The organism is Arthrobacter sp. TWP1-1, from assembly GCF_049897845.1.
GTDB lineage: Bacteria > Actinomycetota > Actinomycetes > Actinomycetales > Micrococcaceae > Specibacter.
The window spans coordinates 1-18176 of sequence record NZ_JAFCXC010000009.1 but is presented as its reverse complement, the minus strand read 5'-3'; the positions used below and the strand labels follow the sequence as shown (position 1 = coordinate 18176).

The following is an 18176-nucleotide window of genomic DNA, read 5'->3' as shown; positions in this document are numbered from 1 at the left end:
AAAAGCGCCGCTCCCCACACGGGGGAGCGGCGCTTTTACGTAAAGCAGATGCTAGATGCTGCGACCCAGGATGGCCTGCTTGACTTCAGCAATGGCCTGCGTGATCTGGATGCCGCGGGGGCATGCTTCGGTGCAGTTGAAGGTGGTGCGGCAACGCCACACGCCTTCCTTGTCGTTGAGGATCTCCAGACGCATGTCGCCGGCATCGTCACGGGAGTCAAAGATGAAGCGGTGAGCATTCACAATGGCTGCCGGGCCGAAGTACTGGCCGTCGGTCCAGAAGACGGGGCAGGATGACGTGCACGCGGCGCACAGGATGCACTTGGTGGTGTCGTCAAAACGCTCGCGGTCCTCGGCGGACTGCAGGCGCTCCTTGGCCGGTTCGTGGCCACGGTTCACCAGGAACGGCATGACCTCGCGGAAGGACTGGAAGAACGGCTCCATGTCCACGATCAAGTCCTTCTCAACGGGCAGGCCCTTGATGGGCTCAACCGTGATGGGCTTGGAGGTGTCCAGGTCCTTCAACAGGGTCTTGCAGGCCAGGCGGTTGCGGCCATTGATGCGCATGGCATCGGAACCGCAAACACCGTGTGCACAGGAACGGCGGAAGGACAGCGAGCCGTCCTGCTCCCACTTGACCTTATGCAAGGCATCCAACACGCGGTCGGTGCCGTACATGGTCATGGTGAAGTCTTCCCACTTCGACTCTTCCGAGGTTTCGGGGTCGTAGCGGCGTACACGCAAGGTGACGTCGAACGTGGGGATTTCTCCGCCGCCACCGAGGTGTGCGGGCAATTCAATCTTTGATGCCGGCTCCGGCAATTCAGTTTCTACGGCGCTCATTAGTACTTCCTCACCATCGGCTGGTAACGCGTAACAACAACAGGCTTGGTTTCCAGACGAATTCCAGCGATGGACTCGGCGGAGCTTTCCACGGTGACCTTGTTGTCCAAGTAAGCCATGGAGTGCTTCATGAAGTTCTCATCGTCGCGGTCCGGGAAATCTTCGCGGTAGTGACCGCCGCGAGATTCCTGGCGGTGCAAGGCAGCAACCGTCATGACCTTAGCCAATTCGAGCAGGAAGCCAAGCTCCACAGCCTCGAGCAGGTCAAGGTTGAAACGCTTGCCCTTGTCCTGAACGGTGATGCGTGAGTAACGCTCCTCGAAAGTAGCGATATCAGCAAGCACCTTGTCGATGGACTCGGCTGTACGGAATACCTGCATGTTGGCATCCATGGTGTCCTGCAGAGCCTTGCGGATCAAGGCAACCTTTTCGCCGCCGTCGGACGTGCGGACATGCTCCAAAAGTGCAACCGTGTCAGCTTCCGGGTTCTCCGGCAGTTCAACAAAGTCGGCGGTCTTGGCGTATTCGGCTGCGGCAATACCAGCGCGCTTACCGAAGACGTTGATGTCCAGCAGCGAGTTGGTGCCCAAACGGTTGGAACCGTGGACCGAAACGCAGGCAACCTCGCCGGCGGCGTACAGGCCGGGGATGACGGTGTCGTTGTCCTGCAGAACTTCGGTGGTGATGTTCGTGGGAACACCGCCCATGGCGTAGTGGGCCGTGGGGAACACGGGGACGGGCTCCGTGTACGGCTCCACACCGAGGTAGGTGCGGGCGAACTCGGTGATGTCCGGGAGCTTGGCGTCAATGTGAGCCGGCTCCAGGTGGGTCAGGTCAAGGAGAACGTAGTCCTTGTTCGGGCCACAACCGCGACCTTCACGAACCTCGTTGGCCATGGAACGGGCCACGATGTCACGAGGAGCCAAGTCCTTGATGGTGGGGGCGTAGCGCTCCATGAAGCGCTCACCCTCAGAGTTACGCAGGATGGCGCCTTCGCCACGTGCGGCCTCGGAGAGCAGGATGCCCAAACCGGCAAGACCTGTCGGATGGAACTGAAAGAACTCCATGTCTTCCAAGGGGATGCCCTTACGGAAGGCGATGCCCATGCCGTCGCCGGTCAAGGTGTGTGCGTTGGAGGTGGTCTTGAAGACCTTGCCCGCACCACCCGTGGCAAGAATGACGCTCTTGGCCTGGAAGATGTGAAGTTCGCCAGTAGCCAGATCGTAGGAGACAACGCCAGCGGTCTTCTTCTGCAAGTAGATCGAGCCATCCTCGCGGGTGGCTTCCTCTTCAACCGTCAGCAGATCCAAAACGTAGTACTCGTTGTAGAACTCAACGTTGTGCTTGACGCAGTTTTGGTACAGGGTCTGCAGAATCATGTGGCCGGTGCGGTCGGCGGCGTAGCATGCACGGCGAACCGGAGCCTTACCGTGGTCACGCGTGTGGCCACCGAAACGGCGCTGGTCAATGCGGCCCTCGGGCGTGCGGTTGAACGGCAAGCCCATCTTTTCCAGGTCGATAACGGCGTCGATGGCTTCCTTGGCCATGACCTCCGCAGCGTCCTGGTCAACCAGGTAATCGCCACCCTTGACGGTGTCAAAGGTGTGCCATTCCCAGTTGTCTTCTTCCACGTTGGCCAGTGCGGCACACATGCCGCCCTGCGCTGCACCTGTGTGCGAGCGGGTGGGGTAGAGCTTGGTCAGGACAGCGGTGTGGGCACGCTGGCCGGATTCAATGGCGGCACGCATTCCTGCGCCACCGGCCCCGACGATTACGACGTCGTATTTGTGGACCTGCATACTGGATGCTCTTTCTCTCATTTACTGCGCAAAATACTGGTGTTCACTTCGTACATCGCCCGGGCAAGAATTCCCGGGCAGGTTCCCTAGTTAAGGAACGGTGCAGAAGGACGGGAGATCAATGACGGCGCCGGGAGGGCACGGGTCAAAGGTGAAGATGACCAAGGTTCCAAGAACCACGATGACGGCACTTGCAACGTACAGGACCGTTTTGAGGGTCATGCGGGTGCCTGCGCGCTCGGCGTAGTCATTGATGATGGTGCGGACACCGTTGGTGCCGTGCAGGATGGCCAACCAGAGCATGGCCAGGTCCCAGATCTGCCAGAACGGGCTTGCCCACTTGCCGGCAACGAAGCCGAAGTCGATGGCGTGGATGCCGTCGCCAACCATGAGGTTGACGAAGAGGTGGCCGAAGATCAGCACAAGCAGAACAACACCGGAGAGGCGCATGAACAGCCAGGCGACCATCTCAAAGCTTGAGTTGGATCCCTTGCTGCGCGTGTACTTAGGTGACTGTGCGCTGTTGGAGCGTGGTGCGGCAATGGCGTCGGTGCTCATTTAGTGCCCCCCGAAGAAATTAGAGAAGACAATGGTGAGGTGGCGAATCAGGAACGGGATCATCGTCACGGCCCACAGGGCGAGAACTCCCCAGAGCAGCTGGCGCTGGTACTTGGGACCCTTCTTCCAGAAGTCGATCGCAATGATGCGCAGGCCGTTGAAGGCGTGGAACACGATTGCTGCAACGAGTCCGGCTTCACCCAACCCCATGATGGGGTTCTTGTACGCCCCAATAACTGCTGTGTACGCCTCTGGAGAGACTCTCACCAAAGAGGTGTCCAGAACGTGCACCAACAAGAAAATAAAGATAACTACACCGGTAATTCGGTGTCCCACCCAGGACCACATGCCTTCTCGGCCGCGATACAGAGTGCCAGCTGGTTTTGTCGGCACTGAATAAACCTTCCTGCGTCACCGTTGCGCTGGCGTGGTTCCACGCGGGGAAACGCACACGGCGTAAGCACTCATACTTGAGCCTAAATTTAGGCTTCGCTAACAGCATATTCAACTTAGGCACTCCTTGCTCTATGCGACATATCACAGGCGTGTCCCAATCTGATGGTGTAAAGGCCATTCAAGCCACCTTTTAATCACGTTTAATAAGGCACGACGGCGTGTTCCCGGCCTACGACCGTGGGTGGAACTTTGGCGATAATCACCCGAGAGAGAGGGTGGTAGCACATGTCCATCGCCTATGGTGGTCATGATGAATACGCAAAATATGGTTGAGCCCGAGCTTGTAGCTGCGGATCCTTTGAACAGGTTTTATGCTGTGATCCCGGCTGGTGGAGTTGGTACGCGGTTGTGGCCGTTGTCCCGTGCTGCTGCCCCGAAGTTCCTGCATGACCTCACCGGTAGTGGCAGTACCTTGATTCGTGCCACGTATGACCGGCTTGAACCTCTCAGCGGCAGCCGTACCCTGTTGGTGACAGGGGATGCGCACCGCGAGGCTGTGTGTCGTCAGTTGCCGGAGATCGCTGATGAGAACCTGGTGTTGGAGACTGAACCTAAGGATTCCGGTGCGGCCATTGGTTTGGCTGCGGCGATCCTCTTTACCCGGGATCCCTCGGCGATCATGGGTTCCTTTGCTGCCGATCAGGTCATTAGCCCGGTGGAGAAGTTCCAAGAGGCTGTGCGTGAGGCTATTTACACGGCAGCGACGGGGAAGATCGTCACGATTGGTATCAAGCCAACCCATGCCTCTACCGGGTTCGGGTACATCCGTATCGGTGAGCCGTTAGTGGTTGCCGGTGCCCCGCGTGCCCATGCCGTGGCAAAGTTCGTGGAAAAGCCCAACGAGGAAATCGCCGAGCAGTATTTTGCTAGCGGTGAATACAGCTGGAATGCCGGAATGTTCGTCGCCCCGGTGGAATTGATGCTTCAGCACTTGAAGGCCAACGAGCCCACTCTGTATGAAGGTCTGATGGAGATTGCTCTGGCTTGGGATACCCCTGAGCGGGTTGCCGTGAAGAACCGTGTCTGGCCCACCCTGCCCAAGATCGCTATTGATTACGCGGTAGCCGAACCGGCCGCCGATGCTGGTGATGTTGCCGTGATTCCTGCAGACTTCAGCTGGGATGATGTCGGAGACTTCGCCGCGATCGCACGGCTGAGCAGCGCCACAGAAAGTAAGAACGTGAAGGTCATTGGTGATGGTGCCCGCGTCTTCACCGAAGACAGCACCGGAATCGTTGTCTCTGACACCAAACGCGTCATCGCCCTCGTGGGGATCCAAGACGTAGTGGTCGTCGACACCCCCGACGCCCTTCTGATCACCACGCTGGCACATTCACAGCTGGTCAAAAAGGCCGTCGACGGCCTCAAAGCCCAGGGCAACACCGACGTCCTCTAGTCCCCAACTCCTCCCACTGCTCGTACCTCGCAGCGGGCCCCTCGGAGTTGTGGGCCCAAGCGCATGGGCCCATGTCCTTTTGCAGGTAGCCCGCAGTAGTGGTTGAAAAACGTCGCGAAAACGCGATATTTCAGCCACTACTGCGGGCTACTTGTTTTTTAAGGGGACGAAGTGCAGAAAGTAACGCGGCGCCGCCAATGCCGTCCCTCGGCAATGACATGACTAGAGTTTGAGCTGTGCGCAATTATTCACTGGAAACAGAACCGACCGAGCCCGTAGGCCCCTGGCTCGAACCCCTGCTGGACGAGGTCATTGAATTCCGTCGTGACCTGCACGCCCACCCGGAGCTGTCCTTTCAGGAATTCCGCACCACCGGCAAAATCTATGACCGTTTGGTCGCTGCCGGGCTGTCCCCGCGCCGGCTCGAGGGAACCGGCGTCATTGTTGACATAGGCGAAGGGCCGATCGCCACCGCCCTACGCGGCGACATTGACGCACTGCCCGTCGTCGAAGAGACCGGCCTTCCTTTTACATCGCGCAACCACGGCGTCACTCACGGCTGCGGCCATGATTTTCACACGGCCACGATGCTCGGCATTGCACTGGTGCTCGCCAAGATGGATGAACACAAGCCACTCGGCGGCCGGGTGCGGATAATTTTCCAGCCAGCCGAGGAGACCCTGCCGGGAGGTGCTCTCGCATGCATCGACCAGGGCGCCTTGGACGGTGTGCCGCGCATTATGGCCCTGCATTGTGACCCGCGTATTGACGTGGGCAAGATTGGCACGCGCATCGGGCCCATCACCAGCGCCTCCGACACCATCAAGATTGAGCTGTCCGGCCGTGGCGGACACACCTCCCGCCCACACCTGACGGAAGATCTGGTGTTTGCCCTTGCGCAAATCGCCATCAATGTCCCCTCGGTGCTGTCGCGCCGAGTGGATGTCCGCAGCGGCGTTTCCGTTGTGTGGGGGCAAATCAACGCCGGTTCCGCTCCCAACGCCATTCCAGGCCACGGCGTCATGAGCGGCACCATGCGCTGCCTTGACCGCGAAGCATGGCACGCAGCAGGGGAGTTGCTGGACGATGTAGTGCAGCAGGTCGCAGCACCTTTTGGTGTGGACGTGCACCTTGAGCACACCCGCGGTGTGCCGCCAGTTGTGAACTCTGAACATGAAACCGCCGTGATTGAGGCCTCAGCTCGGGCCGAGCTGGGCGAAGACTCAGTAGTGCTTGCTCCCCAATCCATGGGCGGAGAGGACTTCGCCTGGTTCCTGCAGGGCATCCCCGGATCCCTCATGCGATTGGGAACGCATGTCCCCGGTGGTGAGGAATACGATCTCCACCGCGGTGACTACATAGTGGATGAGCGGGCACTCTCGGTAGGAATTCGGGTGCTGTGCGCGGCAGCCCTGCGCACCCTGCGACCAGCAGCTCAATAAGCTCCGAACGTCAAGCCCTTAACGCCATGTGCCATAAGGATTCTCTAAAGTTCCTGCCGAAGAGAATCACGGCTCTATAACGGTTCTTCAACAATGGTCTGCGCAAGCGCTTTTCCACTACCGGCGGGTAGCTTTGGCCCACTAGTGTGATGGGTAGCACCGCGAGGTAAGAGCTGCGTCACAACGTGCGGGTTGTCTTGAATGGCTGGAAATCATTGTTCCGGTTGCCAAGGCAAGCCCGTGTTTGTGTTGACGCATTCCTTCCAAGCGGCCACACACCTTATGGAGGAACCTTGAAGAACCTGCTTTTGAACAAAGTAAAGCGCGGTGCCGTTGTGGGTACCGTTACGGTCAGCGCCGTGGCGATGCTGCTCACCGGCTGTGGGGAAGCCCCGCCGTCCAGTGGATCCGGCGATGGCACCAAGAATGCCGCAGCTGCCGATTTCCTCGGCTGCATCGTCTCCGACTCGGGTGGATTCGACGATCAGTCCTTCAACCAGTCCTCCTACGAAGGCCTGACGAAGGCTGTTGCCGATCTGGGCATCACGAAGAAGGAAGCACAGTCCGCCAGCACCGCCGACTTTGCACCGAACCTGAGCCAGATGGCCAGTGCAGGCTGTAACCTCACGATCACGGTTGGCTTCCTGCTGGCCGAGGCCACGGCCACCGCGGCCAAGGACAACCCCGATCTGCACTACGCGATCATCGATGACAACTCCATCAAGGCTGACAACGTCAAGCCGGTCGTCTATGACACCGCCCAGGCCGCGTTTATGGCTGGCTACGCTGCCGCAGCATCCTCGAAGACCGGCAAGGTTGGCACCTTCGGTGGTATCAACATCCCCACCGTCACGATCTTCATGGATGGCTTCGCCGCTGGTGTGGACTACTTCAACGAGAAGCAGGGCAAGGACGTGAAGGTTCTTGGCTGGGACGCTGCAACCCAGCAGGGTTCGTTTGCCAACACCTTCGAGATCGTCCAGGAAGGCACCAAGATCACCAACAACCTGATCTCCGAAGGTGCTGACGTGGTCATGCCCGTTGCCGGCCCGTTGGGTAAGGGTGCCGGAGATGCTGTTCTGGCAGCTAACAAGGGTGGCAAGGATGTCAAGCTCATTTGGGTTGACTCCGATGGCTTCCTGACCGCACCCGCCTACAAGTCCGTGCTGCTGACCTCGGTCATCAAGACCATGGGTGCGGCTGTGGAAACCGTCATGAAGGAAGATCTTGACGGCAAGTTCGATCCCGCTCCGTACATCGGCACCCTCGATAATGGTGGCGTGGCTCTGGCCCCGTTCCACGATCTTGATGCCTCGGTGAGTGCCGATACCAAGACTCAGCTTGACGACATCAAGAAGGGCATCATCGACGGTTCCATCAAGGTGGAATCCAAGGCCAGCCCCAAGTAACAAAAAACTAAGGAAGGGAGCATTGCGGTCTGACCGCAATGCTCCCATTTCCAGTTTGACGCAGGCTATGCAAAGGTTGCGCCGACCTCCAATATAATTCGGTGGGCGGCAAAGCAAACCGTGCAAAGATCAGCAAGCAACACTCACAATCCAACAATCCGCGGACGGGTTAAAACGTTGAAACTAGAACTTCGGGGCATCACCAAGAGCTTTGGTGCCCTGGTGGCGAACGACCACATCGACCTAGTGGTGGAATCCGGTCAGATCCATAGCCTCCTTGGCGAAAATGGTGCCGGCAAATCCACGCTCATGAATGTCCTTTACGGGTTGTACGAACCCACCTCCGGCGAAATCCTTGTCGACGACAAACCCGTGAAGTTCTCCGGGCCATCGGACGCCATGGCAGCCGGCATCGGTATGGTGCATCAGCACTTCATGCTGGTCCCGGTCTTCACCGTGGCAGAAAATGTGGCCCTCGGTGCCGAATCAACCTCCTTTGGTGGCGTACTTAATCTCGAGGAGACGCGAAAGAAGATTCGCGAGATCTCCGCCAAGTTCGGCTTCGATGTTGACCCTGACGCGCTCGTGGAAGATCTTCCCGTGGGCGTGCAGCAACGCGTTGAGATCATCAAGGCACTCGTACGAAACTCCAAAATCTTGATCTTGGATGAGCCCACTGCAGTGCTCACACCCCAGGAGACCGACGAACTCATGGACATCATGGGCCAGCTGCGAGACGGCGGCACCTCGATCGTCTTCATCTCCCACAAATTGCGTGAGGTCAAGGCCATCTCGGACACCATCACGGTGATCCGCCGCGGCAAGGTGGTCGGTTCCGCCGAGCCCACCGCCTCCACCACCGAGCTGGCGGCATTGATGGTTGGCCGTGCCGTCAACCTGACCCTGAACAAGGCCGACGCCGAACCCGGCGAGGTCACCTTCAAGGTCTCCAACCTCACCGTCATGAGCGACGCCGGTGTGCGGCTCCTCGACAACGTCACCTTGAGCGTTGCTCAAGGTGAGATCCTTGCGATCGCAGGTGTGCAGGGTAACGGTCAGACCGAACTGACAGAAGCTGTCCTGGGCCTGCGCAAGCATGCTCACGGTTCCATTACCTTGCAGGGCAAGGAACTGTTGGGCAGCAGCGTCCGCCAGATTCTCGATGCCGGCGTTGGCTTTGTGCCCGAGGACAGGCAGGACGACGGACTCGTAGGGGAGATGTCCATCGCCGAAAACCTGATCCTTGACCTCTATAAGAAGGCGCCGTATTCTCGCCGTGGCACGATGAACCGGGCCGTGATCGCAAAAAACAGTGTGGCCAAGGTTGCCGAATTTGATGTCCGGGCCCAGTCGCCCCAAGACGCAGCGGACACGCTCTCCGGCGGAAACCAGCAAAAAGTGGTTTTGGCCCGTGAACTCGCCCGCCCGTTGAAACTCTTTATCGCCTCGCAGCCCACCCGTGGCGTGGATGTGGGTTCCATCGAGTTCCTGCACAAGCGGATCGTTGCCGAACGTGACGCCGGCACCCCCGTGGTCATCGTCTCGACCGAGTTGGATGAAGTACTTGAATTGGCCGATCGCATTGCCGTCCTGTTTGCCGGACGACTCATGGGCATTGTCCCCGGAAAATCGAGCCGCGCCTTGCTGGGCTTGATGATGGCCGGGCTGACCGCAGAAGAAGCACAGGAACAAATGACTACACAAGATGCACCGAATGCACCGGATGCACAGAACGCCAAGGGCGAGGGGGAGCAGCCATGAGCGGAGCTGAATTGAACAAGCCCGCCGAGGAAGGCGGCACCCCAGCAACAGCTGCAACACAGACAGCGCAGCCTACGCCTCCGAAGGAAAGCAACAACAGCCAGATCGTGCGTGAAATCATGAGCGGCAACGCCATGATTTCGGTACTGGCAGTTGTGGTTGCCCTTGTCATTGGCGGTATTCTCATCGCCTTTACCGACGCCCGTGTGACAGCCGCAATGGGCTACTTCTTCGGCGACCCGAGTGCCACGTTCAAGGCCATGTGGGCTGCCGTTTCGGAAGCCTACGGAGCCCTGCTACGAGGGGCCACCTATGATCCCGGCGCCCGCACTTGGCAGGGCCGGCTGGGCATTTTTGAAACCCTGACCTTTGCCACACCTCTGATCCTTTCCGGTTTGGCCGTGACGTTGGCCTTCCGTGTTGGCTTGTTCAATATTGGCGCCAAGGGCCAGATCATCCTGGGTGCCACCTTTGCCGGCGTCGTTGGTTTCTTGATTGAACTGCCCCCGGGCATCCACCTGGTTGCAGTGGTCCTCGCCGGGGCCATCGGCGGTGCGCTTTGGGGTGGCATTGCCGGCTTCCTCAAGGCCAAGACCGGTGCGCATGAGGTCATCGTGACCATCATGCTCAACTACATTGCCGTCTCGCTGGTTTTGTACCTGCTCAAGAACCAGCTGCGCGATCCCAACAGCAGCAACCCGATCAGCCCGCGCATGCACGAAACCGCCATGTTCCCGTTGATGCTTGGCCCCAACTACCGTCTGCACTGGGGTCTTGTTGTGGCCGTCCTTGCAGTTGTCGCGGTTGCCTGGCTGCTGAACCGTTCAACGCTCGGCTTTGAATACCGTGCCATTGGCGCTAACCCCCGTGCCGCCCGCACGGCTGGCATGCTGGTGTCCCGCGGATACATCACTGTCATGCTGTTCTCCGGCGCTTTGGCTGGTCTGGCCGGCGTAACCCAGCTGGCTGGAACCGAGAAACTGCTTGATTCAGACATTGCCGGCAGCATCGGCTTCGACGCCATCACCGTGGCACTGCTGGGCCGTTCCAAGCCGTGGGGCACGTTCTTCGCCGCAATCCTCTTTGGTGCCTTCAAGGCAGGTGGCACATCAATGGCCATCAATGCCGATGTGTCCATCGACATCGTTGCCGTGGTGCAGTCCTTGATTGTGTTGTTCATTGCCGCCCCTCCCTTGATTCGGTCCATATTCCGCATCAAGGCACTTCGCCATGAAGGAGTCTGACGCATGAGCATCACAGCTAAGACTGAACCGTTGAAGGTCGCTGACGCCGTTGCCGTGCGCAGCTGGAAGACGCCGATCCTGTTGGGCGTGCTGGCGCTTTTCGCCGTCGTCGTCTTCATTGTGCTGGGCCCCAATGGAACGGCAACTTTCCGCATCTCCCAGGACAATGACGCCTGGCAGGTTCCGAACCTGGTGGTACCGGCGAAGGCTGTCGGCATCATCGTCTCCGTCATCACGCTGGCACTGGCTTACCTTGCCTATCGCCAGACGAAGACCACCGGAAAGATCGCCAAATGGGTGGTCATGACATTCACCGTGGTGTTCGTTATTGGCTTGATGGTGTGGATCATTGGCGGAACCACAACGCAAAACATCACACTTGTTGGCCTGTTCACCGGCGCCATGCTCATCACCACCCCGTTGGTGTTTGGTTCCATGTCAGGCGTTCTTTCCGAGCGTGCCGGCGTGGTCAACATCGCCATCGAGGGTCAGCTGTTGGCCGGTGCGTTTACGGCCGCCCTAGTCTCATCCATTACCCACAACGCCTTTGCCGGACTGTTTGCGGCCGCCATTGCAGGCGTTTTGGTGTCCGTGCTGCTGGCCCTGTTCAGCATCAAGTACGTGGTCAACCAGATCATTGTTGGTGTGGTCTTGAACGTCCTGGTCGCCGGACTGACAGGCTTCCTGTTCGAGAAGATCATGAAGACCAAGGTCAACGGGGAGACCATCTACAACCAGCCGGCCCACCTCCCGGATCTGCCCATTCCGTTCTTGTCTGAAATCCCGATCATCGGACCCACCTTTTTCAGGCAGTCACTGATTGGCTACTTCATGATCATTCTGGTCGTGGCCCTGTGGTTTGGCTTGTTCCGCACCCGCTGGGGTCTGCGCGTGCGTGCCGTAGGTGAGCACCCCAAGGCCGCCGACACGGTAGGCATCAACGTCAACCGCACCCGCGTCTTGAATGTGCTCGCCGGTGGCGCCGTGGCCGGTATTGGCGGCGCCTACTTCACGCTGGTTGCTGTCAGCAGTTTCAGCAAGGACATGACAGGTGGTCTGGGCTTTATTGCCCTGGCCGCGCTGATCTTTGGCCGCTGGAACCCGATCGGCGCAGCGCTTGCCGCATTGCTGTTTGGCGTGGCTGGAAACCTGCAAAGCATCCTCTCATTGGCCGGTACCCCGATCGACGGGCAGTTCCTGGCCATGCTGCCCTACGCGCTGACCATCCTGGCCGTCTCCGGCTTTGTTGGTAAGGCCATGGCCCCCGCGGCCGACGGCGAACCGTACGTAAAGGAATAGGGAATGACCACTGACATGCCCGACGTCGAATGGGAACCCCTGCGGTTGGCCGCCACCGCGGCACTCGCCAGCGCTTACGCGCCGTATTCCAAGTTCCCGGTGGGGGCTGCGGCACGGCTGGAAGACGGCAGCATTGTTGCCGGCTGCAACGTGGAAAACGCCAGCTACGGGCTCACCTTGTGCGCCGAATGCACAATGGTTGGCGCCCTACGGATGAATGGTGGCGGGCTCATCACCGAGTTTTACTGTGTTGATGGCAACGGGGCGATTCTCATGCCCTGCGGCCGTTGCCGGCAGCTGCTGTTTGAGTTCAGCACGGCTGAAACGCGCCTGATGACCTCATCTGGAGTGAAGACCATGGATGAGGTTTTGCCCGATGCCTTTGGCCCACGGGATTTGGGCCGGCTCGCGGTTGCTCCAGCCGAAGGCTAGGGACCTGACCTAGGTCCCTAGCCGCACCACCCAGCATCTCTAGTAGCGCATCTCTAGTAGCACTGACGAATTGGACGGACGCACCATGAACCGCGAAACGTACGCAGGCCCAACCTTTGACGCCGTAGACATCATCCGCACCAAGCGGGACAAGGGCACCCTGAGCGCCGATCAGATCGCCTGGACCATTGATGCTTACACGCGTGGAACCATCGCGGACGAGCAGATGGCTGCCCTGAATATGGCCATCCTGCTCAATGGCATGGACCGGGCCGAGATCTCGCAGTGGACCACCGCCATGATCAACTCGGGGGAGCGGATGGACTTCGCCAGCCTGCGCACTCCTGCGGGAGTCAGCATGCTCACCACCGACAAGCACTCAACGGGTGGTGTAGGGGACAAAATAACCTTGCCATTGGCTCCACTCGTGGCTGTTTTCGGCGTGGCCGTGCCGCAGCTCTCGGGCCGCGGTTTGGGACACACGGGTGGAACACTGGACAAGTTGGAGGCCATCCCCGGCTGGCGCGCGAACCTCAGCAATGAGGAGATGATGCGCCAGCTCTCCGAGGTGGGAGCCGTGATCTGCGCCGCCGGTGCGGGGTTGGCGCCTGCCGATAAGAAGCTCTACGCCCTGCGTGATGTCACCGGAACCGTTGAAGCCATTCCGTTGATTGCTTCCTCCATCATGAGCAAGAAAATTGCCGAAGGCACCGGTGCGCTGGTACTGGATGTCAAGGTTGGCTCGGGCGCCTTCATGAAGAGTGTGGAGATGGCCCGGGAACTGGCCGAGACCATGGTGGCGTTGGGCAAGGATGCCGGCGTCAACACCGTGGCGCTCTTGACGGACATGTCCACGCCGCTGGGCTTGACGGCGGGCAACGCCATCGAGGTCGAGGAATCCGTGGAGGTGCTTGCCGGCGGCGGTCCGGAAGACGTCGTCGAACTTACCGTGAAGTTGGCCGAGGAAATGCTCGAAGCCGCAGGCGTCCGCGGAGCCGATCCGGCCGCGGCGCTCAAAGATGGCCGGGCCATGGATGTGTGGCGTCGGATGATTTCCGCCCAGGGTGGAGATCCGGATGCTGCCCTGCCCGTGGCCCGCGAATCTGAGGTAATTTACGCGCCGGCCGACGGCGTGCTGGTGGGCCTTGACGCGATGGCCGTGGGTGTCGCCGCGTGGCGCCTCGGCGCCGGTCGGGCCCGCAAGGAAGACATTGTTCAGGCTGGAGCCGGCGTCCGCATGCATGCCAAGCCCGGTGCATTGGTGCGTGCCGGTGAGCCGCTCATGACCCTGTTGACCGATACCCCGGAGAAGTTTGGCCGGGCCAAGGAAGCGCTCGAAGGTGCTGTCACGATTGCGCCGGAAGGCTCCCGCCCGGCCATCAAGTTGATTATCGACCGCATCAGCTAGGTGCGGCCGATTGAGATGACGCCCGGACCTAGTCCTTTTGCCCTAGCATGACCCAGAAATGTAGTCCTGCAGGTGGATACCAGCCGGCCATGCGAGGTGGGAGACTTGGGAGCAGACATCCACCACAGGAGAGGAACCTTCCACTGTGGATTTTATGCATCTCATCGGTCAAATCAATGTCCTGATCGAGCACTCTGCCGCCCAGTGGTGGATTATTCCGTTGGTCAGCCTGTTTTGTCTGATCGATGGCTTCTTCTTGTTCCTTCCGAGCGAGACAGCCATCGTAGCTTTGGCCTCCATTTCGGCCAAGACCGGTGACCCCAATATTTGGTTCCTCATCCTGGGGGCGTCCGCGGGCGCCATCATTGGCGACAATATTGCCTACTTCCTTGGCCGCAAACTCGGCACGACGCGTTTCAACTGGATGCGCCGTCCACGAGGCGCCAAGGCTTTTGCCTGGGCCGGCAAGGAACTGGAGAAACGCGGCGCCATCCTGATCTTCACGGCCCGTTACATTCCCGTGGGCCGGGTTGCCGTGAACTTTACGGCCGGCGCCACGTACTTCCCGTGGCGCCGTTTTGTCCTGCTCGACGGCGTTGCCGTCCTGACGTGGGCCAGCTACTCGGTGGCGGTCGGCACCTTTGCCGGACGCTGGGTACATGACAACCCCTTGCTTGGAGTCGGCATCGCGGTGGCCTTTGCCATCGTCATCGGATTCGTGGTGGACCATGCCATGAAATACGTGCACCACCTTCTGGAAAAGCGCGGAAAGCTGGCACCACGTCCGGAGCCAGGATTGGCTGCGGCCACCGCCGCGGCCAGGGTCCGTGCCCAAGCCTTGGCTGAGGAAGAGGCGAAGTTTGCCGCCGCCGTGGCCGCCGGTTCTCTTGTTATGCCGCTGGTGGGACCGTTGTCGGGAACTTTAGCGGAGCCGCTGGTGGAATCGGAGCTGGATGCACCCATTTCGGTCTCGACTACGCCGACAGCGCACGAGACCCAAAAGACTGGCGCGAGCGGGGCCTAGCTCCCTAGAGTGTTGCATGTGACTAACCCAACTGAAGAGTACGAAGCTGCGTCCATTCCCGTTGTGGACCTGCAATCGTTGCCAAAGGTATCCCTACACGACCACTTGGACGGCGGTTTGCGTCCGGAAACCATCATCGAGTTGGCGGCCGCTTCCGGCCATGAGCTGCCGGCCACCGATCCCGAGGAACTGCGCAACTGGTTCCTCGAATCGGCCGACTCGGGATCCCTAGAGCGCTACCTGGAAACATTTGAGCACACCATTGCTGTCATGCAGACCCATGATGAGCTGGTGCGTGTTGCCCACGAATTCGTCGAAGACCTGGCCGAGGACGGCGTCGTCTACGGTGAAGTCCGCTGGGCACCGGAACAGCACCTCACCAAGGGGCTTTCCCTCGACGACGCCGTCGAGGCCGTTCAGGAAGGTCTTGAAGCCGGCATGGATGCCGTCGACGAGGCCGGTGGCTACATCGAGGTCGGCCAGATCATCACAGCCATGCGCCATGCTGACCGCGGTTCCGAAATCGCCCAGCTCGCCGTGCGCCACCGTGACAACGGCGTGGTTGGCTTCGACATCGCCGGTGCCGAAGAAGGATTCCTGCCGTCCCGCTTCGCCGAGGCCTTCACCTACTTGGCCGAGAACAATTTCCCCACCACGGTTCATGCGGGCGAAGGTGCCGGGCTGGACAGCATCCAGGACGCACTAGTCCACGGCCGGGCCCTGCGCCTTGGCCACGGTGTGCGTATCGCCGAGGACATCCACCTGGACGTTCAGGAAGTGGACGGGCGCGACGTCGGCACCGTCACCTTGGGCGATCTGGCCCAGTGGGTGCGCGATCGCCAGATCCCGCTCGAACTGTGCCCGTCCTCCAACCTGCAGACCGGCGCCATTGCCGCCTATGGCACCACCTTGGGCGAACACCCCATCGACCTGCTGCACCAGCTTGGCTTTAACGTCACCGTCAACACCGACAACCGCCTCATGAGCGGCGTGACGCTGACAAGTGAGTTCGGGCAGCTCGTTGAGACGTTCGGCTATGGCCTGGACACGGTTCTTGAAATGACCTTGAACGCTGTCCACGCGTCATTCCTGCCGATGGAATCGCGTGAGCAGCTGGCCGACTTCATCATTGAGCACTACGAAGACGCCATGGAAGAAATGGATGATTTCGAGGACTCCGAGGAATTCGAAACCTTCGGCCACGAGGACATCCAAGACACGGACGATTCAGACGAAGCCGCTACCGAGCTTGACCACTAACACCCCGCACGATCCGCAGAGGCGGGCCGTTTCCTCTCACGAGGAGATGGCCCGCCTTGTTGGCGTCATCGCAGCCCTCCGGGAGCACTGCCCCTGGACGGCCGCGCTGACGCACGATTCCCTCACCACGTACCTGTTGGAGGAGTCCTACGAATTTATTGAGGCCATCGAGACCGGGCACACAGGCGAGATGGCCAACGAACTGGGCGACATCCTGCTCCAAGTGGTTCTTCATTCACAACTGGCGCAAGAAGACGGCAGCTTCGAATTGGCTGATGTGGCCCGTGGACTGTCCGAGAAGATGATCCGCCGCAGCCCCCACGTTTTTCACGCCGACGGCACGCTCCAGGAATCCTTCCCGGCCACCATCGCCGAGATTGAAGAAACCTGGGAACGCGTCAAGGCCGCGGAACGTGCAACGGTAGGCGAAGCTACTCGGGCGGCCGAGCAGCACGCGCCCAAGACCACGAACCCCTTCTCGGGCATTCCCGCCACGTTGCCGGCGTTGGCCATGGCACAGAAAACGGTGGAGCGCGCGGAACGGGCCGGCGTCGCACCAGCTGAGCGCCGCGGCAGCATAGGCGAGCACATCCGGAGCGAGGATGAGCTCGGGAAGGTGCTGTTCGACGTCGTACGGGTTGCGCAGGAGCGCGGGCTCGACGCCGAACGGGCCCTGCGTATGGCCGTGCGGGAATTTCAGGGCCGCTAGCTCGGGTGCGAATGTGTAGACTTCTAGGAGGTTTACACGAGGAAATGAGGGGCGACACTGATGACCACAGCACATCGGACCCACGCCCCTGCGGAAAGCGGGGTGGCCCTCATGGCCTGCTTCGCGGCGCGAATCACTCCCTGACACGTCCCTGCCACAGGCAGCTGGCGTCTCGGGTGAGTCACCCACCCGAAAAGTCGCCCTGCGGTTGTATATCGCAGTGGTGAGAAGGCGCCCCCCACATACTTGAGGACACATTGCTGTGGAAAAAATCTCTGACAAACAAATTCGTTCCTGCTTTATCAACGCCAGCCGTTCAGAAGCTGCAAAGCTGAACTTGCCGGCAAATTTTGCGACTCTGGATTGGGAATCACTGGATTTCCTGGGGTGGCGCGACGAAAAAATGCCCATGCGCGGCTACCTAGTTATTCGCACTGCCGAAAAGCTCGTGGGGATCATGCTCCGGGCGCCGGAAGGCGGCAGCGGTCAGAAGCGCAGGGTGCTGTGCGAACTGTGCCGGGATGTCTACTCGGAAGAGGACGTGTACCTGTGGGTCAGCAAACGAGCTGGCCAATCCGGCCGTGACGGAAACTCCGTGGGGACACTCATCTGTGCGGAGTTCTTATGTTCGGCCAACGTTCGTAAAGAACCGACAGTCAACGAGATTGAGCCGGATCCGGAGGCCGTGATCGAGCGTCAGATCCAAGGTCTGCGGGAGCGCACGGAGCGGTTCGTAGCTCGCGTCCGCGGATAAAACCGCGGATTGGACGTCGAAAAGGCCCTACGATTCGCCGTTCTGGCGATTCGTAGGGCCTTTAGTTTTCGTAGGGCGCGTAGTTTCAGCGCTGACTTTTCAGCGTTGGATCAGTCGGCCAATAGTTTGTAAATGGCGCGACGAGCCGTATCAAGGGCCTCGGTTGCGGCACCGGCTTCCTCGTTGACATCGGCCCACACCTGCGCGTCGGGGGAGTCCATCTCATCCACCTTCGCCGAAAGTACATTAGGTGTCGATGTTTCCGAGGCAAATTCATATGGTGGTTGCAACGCTCTGATAGATGGAGCGTTTCATGGTCAAGTTGTTTGCCCCGAACACCCGCACGGAGTTTGTTGATCTGGTGTGTGGTGGGGTGTCGATT

General features: G+C 59.8%; 16 protein-coding genes. 12 read left to right on the top strand and 4 right to left on the bottom strand.

Features of this window, described 5'->3' with window-relative positions; genetic code table 11:
• Positions 1–51 precede the first annotated feature (51 nt).
• From ACP7B9_RS14370 to sdhC, 4 genes are all read right to left on the bottom strand, one after another.
• A complete protein-coding gene (locus ACP7B9_RS14370; protein WP_425864452.1) occupies positions 52–843 on the bottom strand; it encodes a succinate dehydrogenase iron-sulfur subunit in 792 nt (263 codons plus the stop codon).
• Complete coding sequence (gene sdhA, locus ACP7B9_RS14365) at positions 843–2642, bottom strand: succinate dehydrogenase flavoprotein subunit (protein WP_425864451.1); 1800 nt, start codon at positions 2640–2642, stop codon at positions 843–845. Before sdhA ends, ACP7B9_RS14370 begins: the two co-directional genes overlap by 1 nt.
• A 90-nt stretch (positions 2643–2732) precedes the next feature.
• On the bottom strand, positions 2733–3200 hold the full coding sequence (locus ACP7B9_RS14360; RefSeq protein ID WP_425864449.1) for a succinate dehydrogenase hydrophobic membrane anchor subunit: 468 nt from the start codon (positions 3198–3200) through the stop codon (positions 2733–2735).
• The gene (gene sdhC / locus ACP7B9_RS14355; protein ID WP_074711603.1) at positions 3201–3593 is read right to left on the bottom strand and encodes a succinate dehydrogenase, cytochrome b556 subunit; all 393 of its coding nucleotides are present in this window, start codon (positions 3591–3593) and stop codon (positions 3201–3203) included. It lies immediately after the preceding gene.
• Between the two features lie 313 nt (positions 3594–3906).
• Between sdhC and ACP7B9_RS14350 the strand changes: the two genes are divergently transcribed.
• The 12 genes from ACP7B9_RS14350 (at position 3907) to ACP7B9_RS14295 (ending at position 17794) form a co-directional block, all read left to right on the top strand.
• Positions 3907–5052 carry a mannose-1-phosphate guanylyltransferase gene (locus ACP7B9_RS14350; protein WP_425864447.1) on the top strand — a complete coding sequence of 382 codons (1146 nt, stop codon included), beginning with the start codon at positions 3907–3909 and terminating at the stop codon, positions 5050–5052.
• Between the two features lie 236 nt (positions 5053–5288).
• Positions 5289–6494 (top strand): amidohydrolase, encoded by a 1206-nt coding sequence (locus ACP7B9_RS14345; protein WP_425864445.1) that lies wholly within the window; start codon positions 5289–5291, stop codon positions 6492–6494.
• 293 nt (positions 6495–6787) lie between these two features.
• A complete protein-coding gene (locus ACP7B9_RS14340; RefSeq protein WP_425864444.1) occupies positions 6788–7903 on the top strand; it encodes a BMP family lipoprotein in 1116 nt (371 codons plus the stop codon).
• Positions 7904–8080: 177 nt separating this feature from the next.
• Positions 8081–9664, top strand: a complete 1584-nt coding sequence (locus ACP7B9_RS14335) for an ABC transporter ATP-binding protein (protein WP_425864442.1) — start codon at positions 8081–8083, stop codon at positions 9662–9664.
• Positions 9661–10908 (top strand): ABC transporter permease, encoded by a 1248-nt coding sequence (locus tag ACP7B9_RS14330; RefSeq protein ID WP_425864440.1) that lies wholly within the window; start codon positions 9661–9663, stop codon positions 10906–10908. The genes ACP7B9_RS14335 and ACP7B9_RS14330 overlap by 4 nt, the downstream gene beginning before the upstream one ends.
• A gap of 3 nt (positions 10909–10911) precedes the next feature.
• Positions 10912–12207 (top strand): ABC transporter permease, encoded by a 1296-nt coding sequence (locus ACP7B9_RS14325; protein WP_425864438.1) that lies wholly within the window; start codon positions 10912–10914, stop codon positions 12205–12207.
• Positions 12208–12210: 3 nt separating this feature from the next.
• Positions 12211–12639 carry a cytidine deaminase gene (locus tag ACP7B9_RS14320; protein WP_425864436.1) on the top strand — a complete coding sequence of 143 codons (429 nt, stop codon included), beginning with the start codon at positions 12211–12213 and terminating at the stop codon, positions 12637–12639.
• Between the two features lie 85 nt (positions 12640–12724).
• On the top strand, positions 12725–14047 hold the full coding sequence (locus ACP7B9_RS14315; protein ID WP_425864434.1) for a thymidine phosphorylase: 1323 nt from the start codon (positions 12725–12727) through the stop codon (positions 14045–14047).
• A 154-nt stretch (positions 14048–14201) separates the two neighbouring features.
• A complete protein-coding gene (locus ACP7B9_RS14310) occupies positions 14202–15071 on the top strand; it encodes a DedA family protein (protein ID WP_425864665.1) in 870 nt (289 codons plus the stop codon).
• Between the two features lie 18 nt (positions 15072–15089).
• Positions 15090–16331 carry an adenosine deaminase gene (locus tag ACP7B9_RS14305; RefSeq protein ID WP_425864433.1) on the top strand — a complete coding sequence of 414 codons (1242 nt, stop codon included), beginning with the start codon at positions 15090–15092 and terminating at the stop codon, positions 16329–16331.
• On the top strand, positions 16321–17040 hold the full coding sequence (locus tag ACP7B9_RS14300) for a MazG nucleotide pyrophosphohydrolase domain-containing protein (RefSeq protein ID WP_425864431.1): 720 nt from the start codon (positions 16321–16323) through the stop codon (positions 17038–17040). Before ACP7B9_RS14305 ends, ACP7B9_RS14300 begins: the two co-directional genes overlap by 11 nt.
• A gap of 262 nt (positions 17041–17302) precedes the next feature.
• Positions 17303–17794, top strand: coding sequence for an FBP domain-containing protein (locus ACP7B9_RS14295; protein ID WP_425864430.1), 492 nt, complete (start codon positions 17303–17305; stop codon positions 17792–17794).
• Positions 17795–18176: the final 382 nt, after the last annotated feature.

What these genes read in the sequence shown, in the direction of transcription:
- ACP7B9_RS14370 (WP_425864452.1), bottom strand. Translation starts at nt 843, where the DNA reads ATGAGCGCCGTAGAAACTGAATTGCCGGAGCCGGCATCAAAGATTGAA.
- ACP7B9_RS14315 (WP_425864434.1), top strand. Translation starts at nt 12,725, where the DNA reads ATGAACCGCGAAACGTACGCAGGCCCAACCTTTGACGCCGTAGACATC.
- ACP7B9_RS14320 (WP_425864436.1), top strand. Translation starts at nt 12,211, where the DNA reads ATGACCACTGACATGCCCGACGTCGAATGGGAACCCCTGCGGTTGGCC.
- ACP7B9_RS14325 (WP_425864438.1), top strand. Translation starts at nt 10,912, where the DNA reads ATGAGCATCACAGCTAAGACTGAACCGTTGAAGGTCGCTGACGCCGTT.
- ACP7B9_RS14350 (WP_425864447.1), top strand. Translation starts at nt 3,907, where the DNA reads ATGAATACGCAAAATATGGTTGAGCCCGAGCTTGTAGCTGCGGATCCT.
- ACP7B9_RS14330 (WP_425864440.1), top strand. Translation starts at nt 9,661, where the DNA reads ATGAGCGGAGCTGAATTGAACAAGCCCGCCGAGGAAGGCGGCACCCCA.
- ACP7B9_RS14310 (WP_425864665.1), top strand. Translation starts at nt 14,202, where the DNA reads ATGCATCTCATCGGTCAAATCAATGTCCTGATCGAGCACTCTGCCGCC.
- ACP7B9_RS14360 (WP_425864449.1), bottom strand. Translation starts at nt 3,200, where the DNA reads ATGAGCACCGACGCCATTGCCGCACCACGCTCCAACAGCGCACAGTCA.
- sdhA (WP_425864451.1), bottom strand. Translation starts at nt 2,642, where the DNA reads ATGCAGGTCCACAAATACGACGTCGTAATCGTCGGGGCCGGTGGCGCA.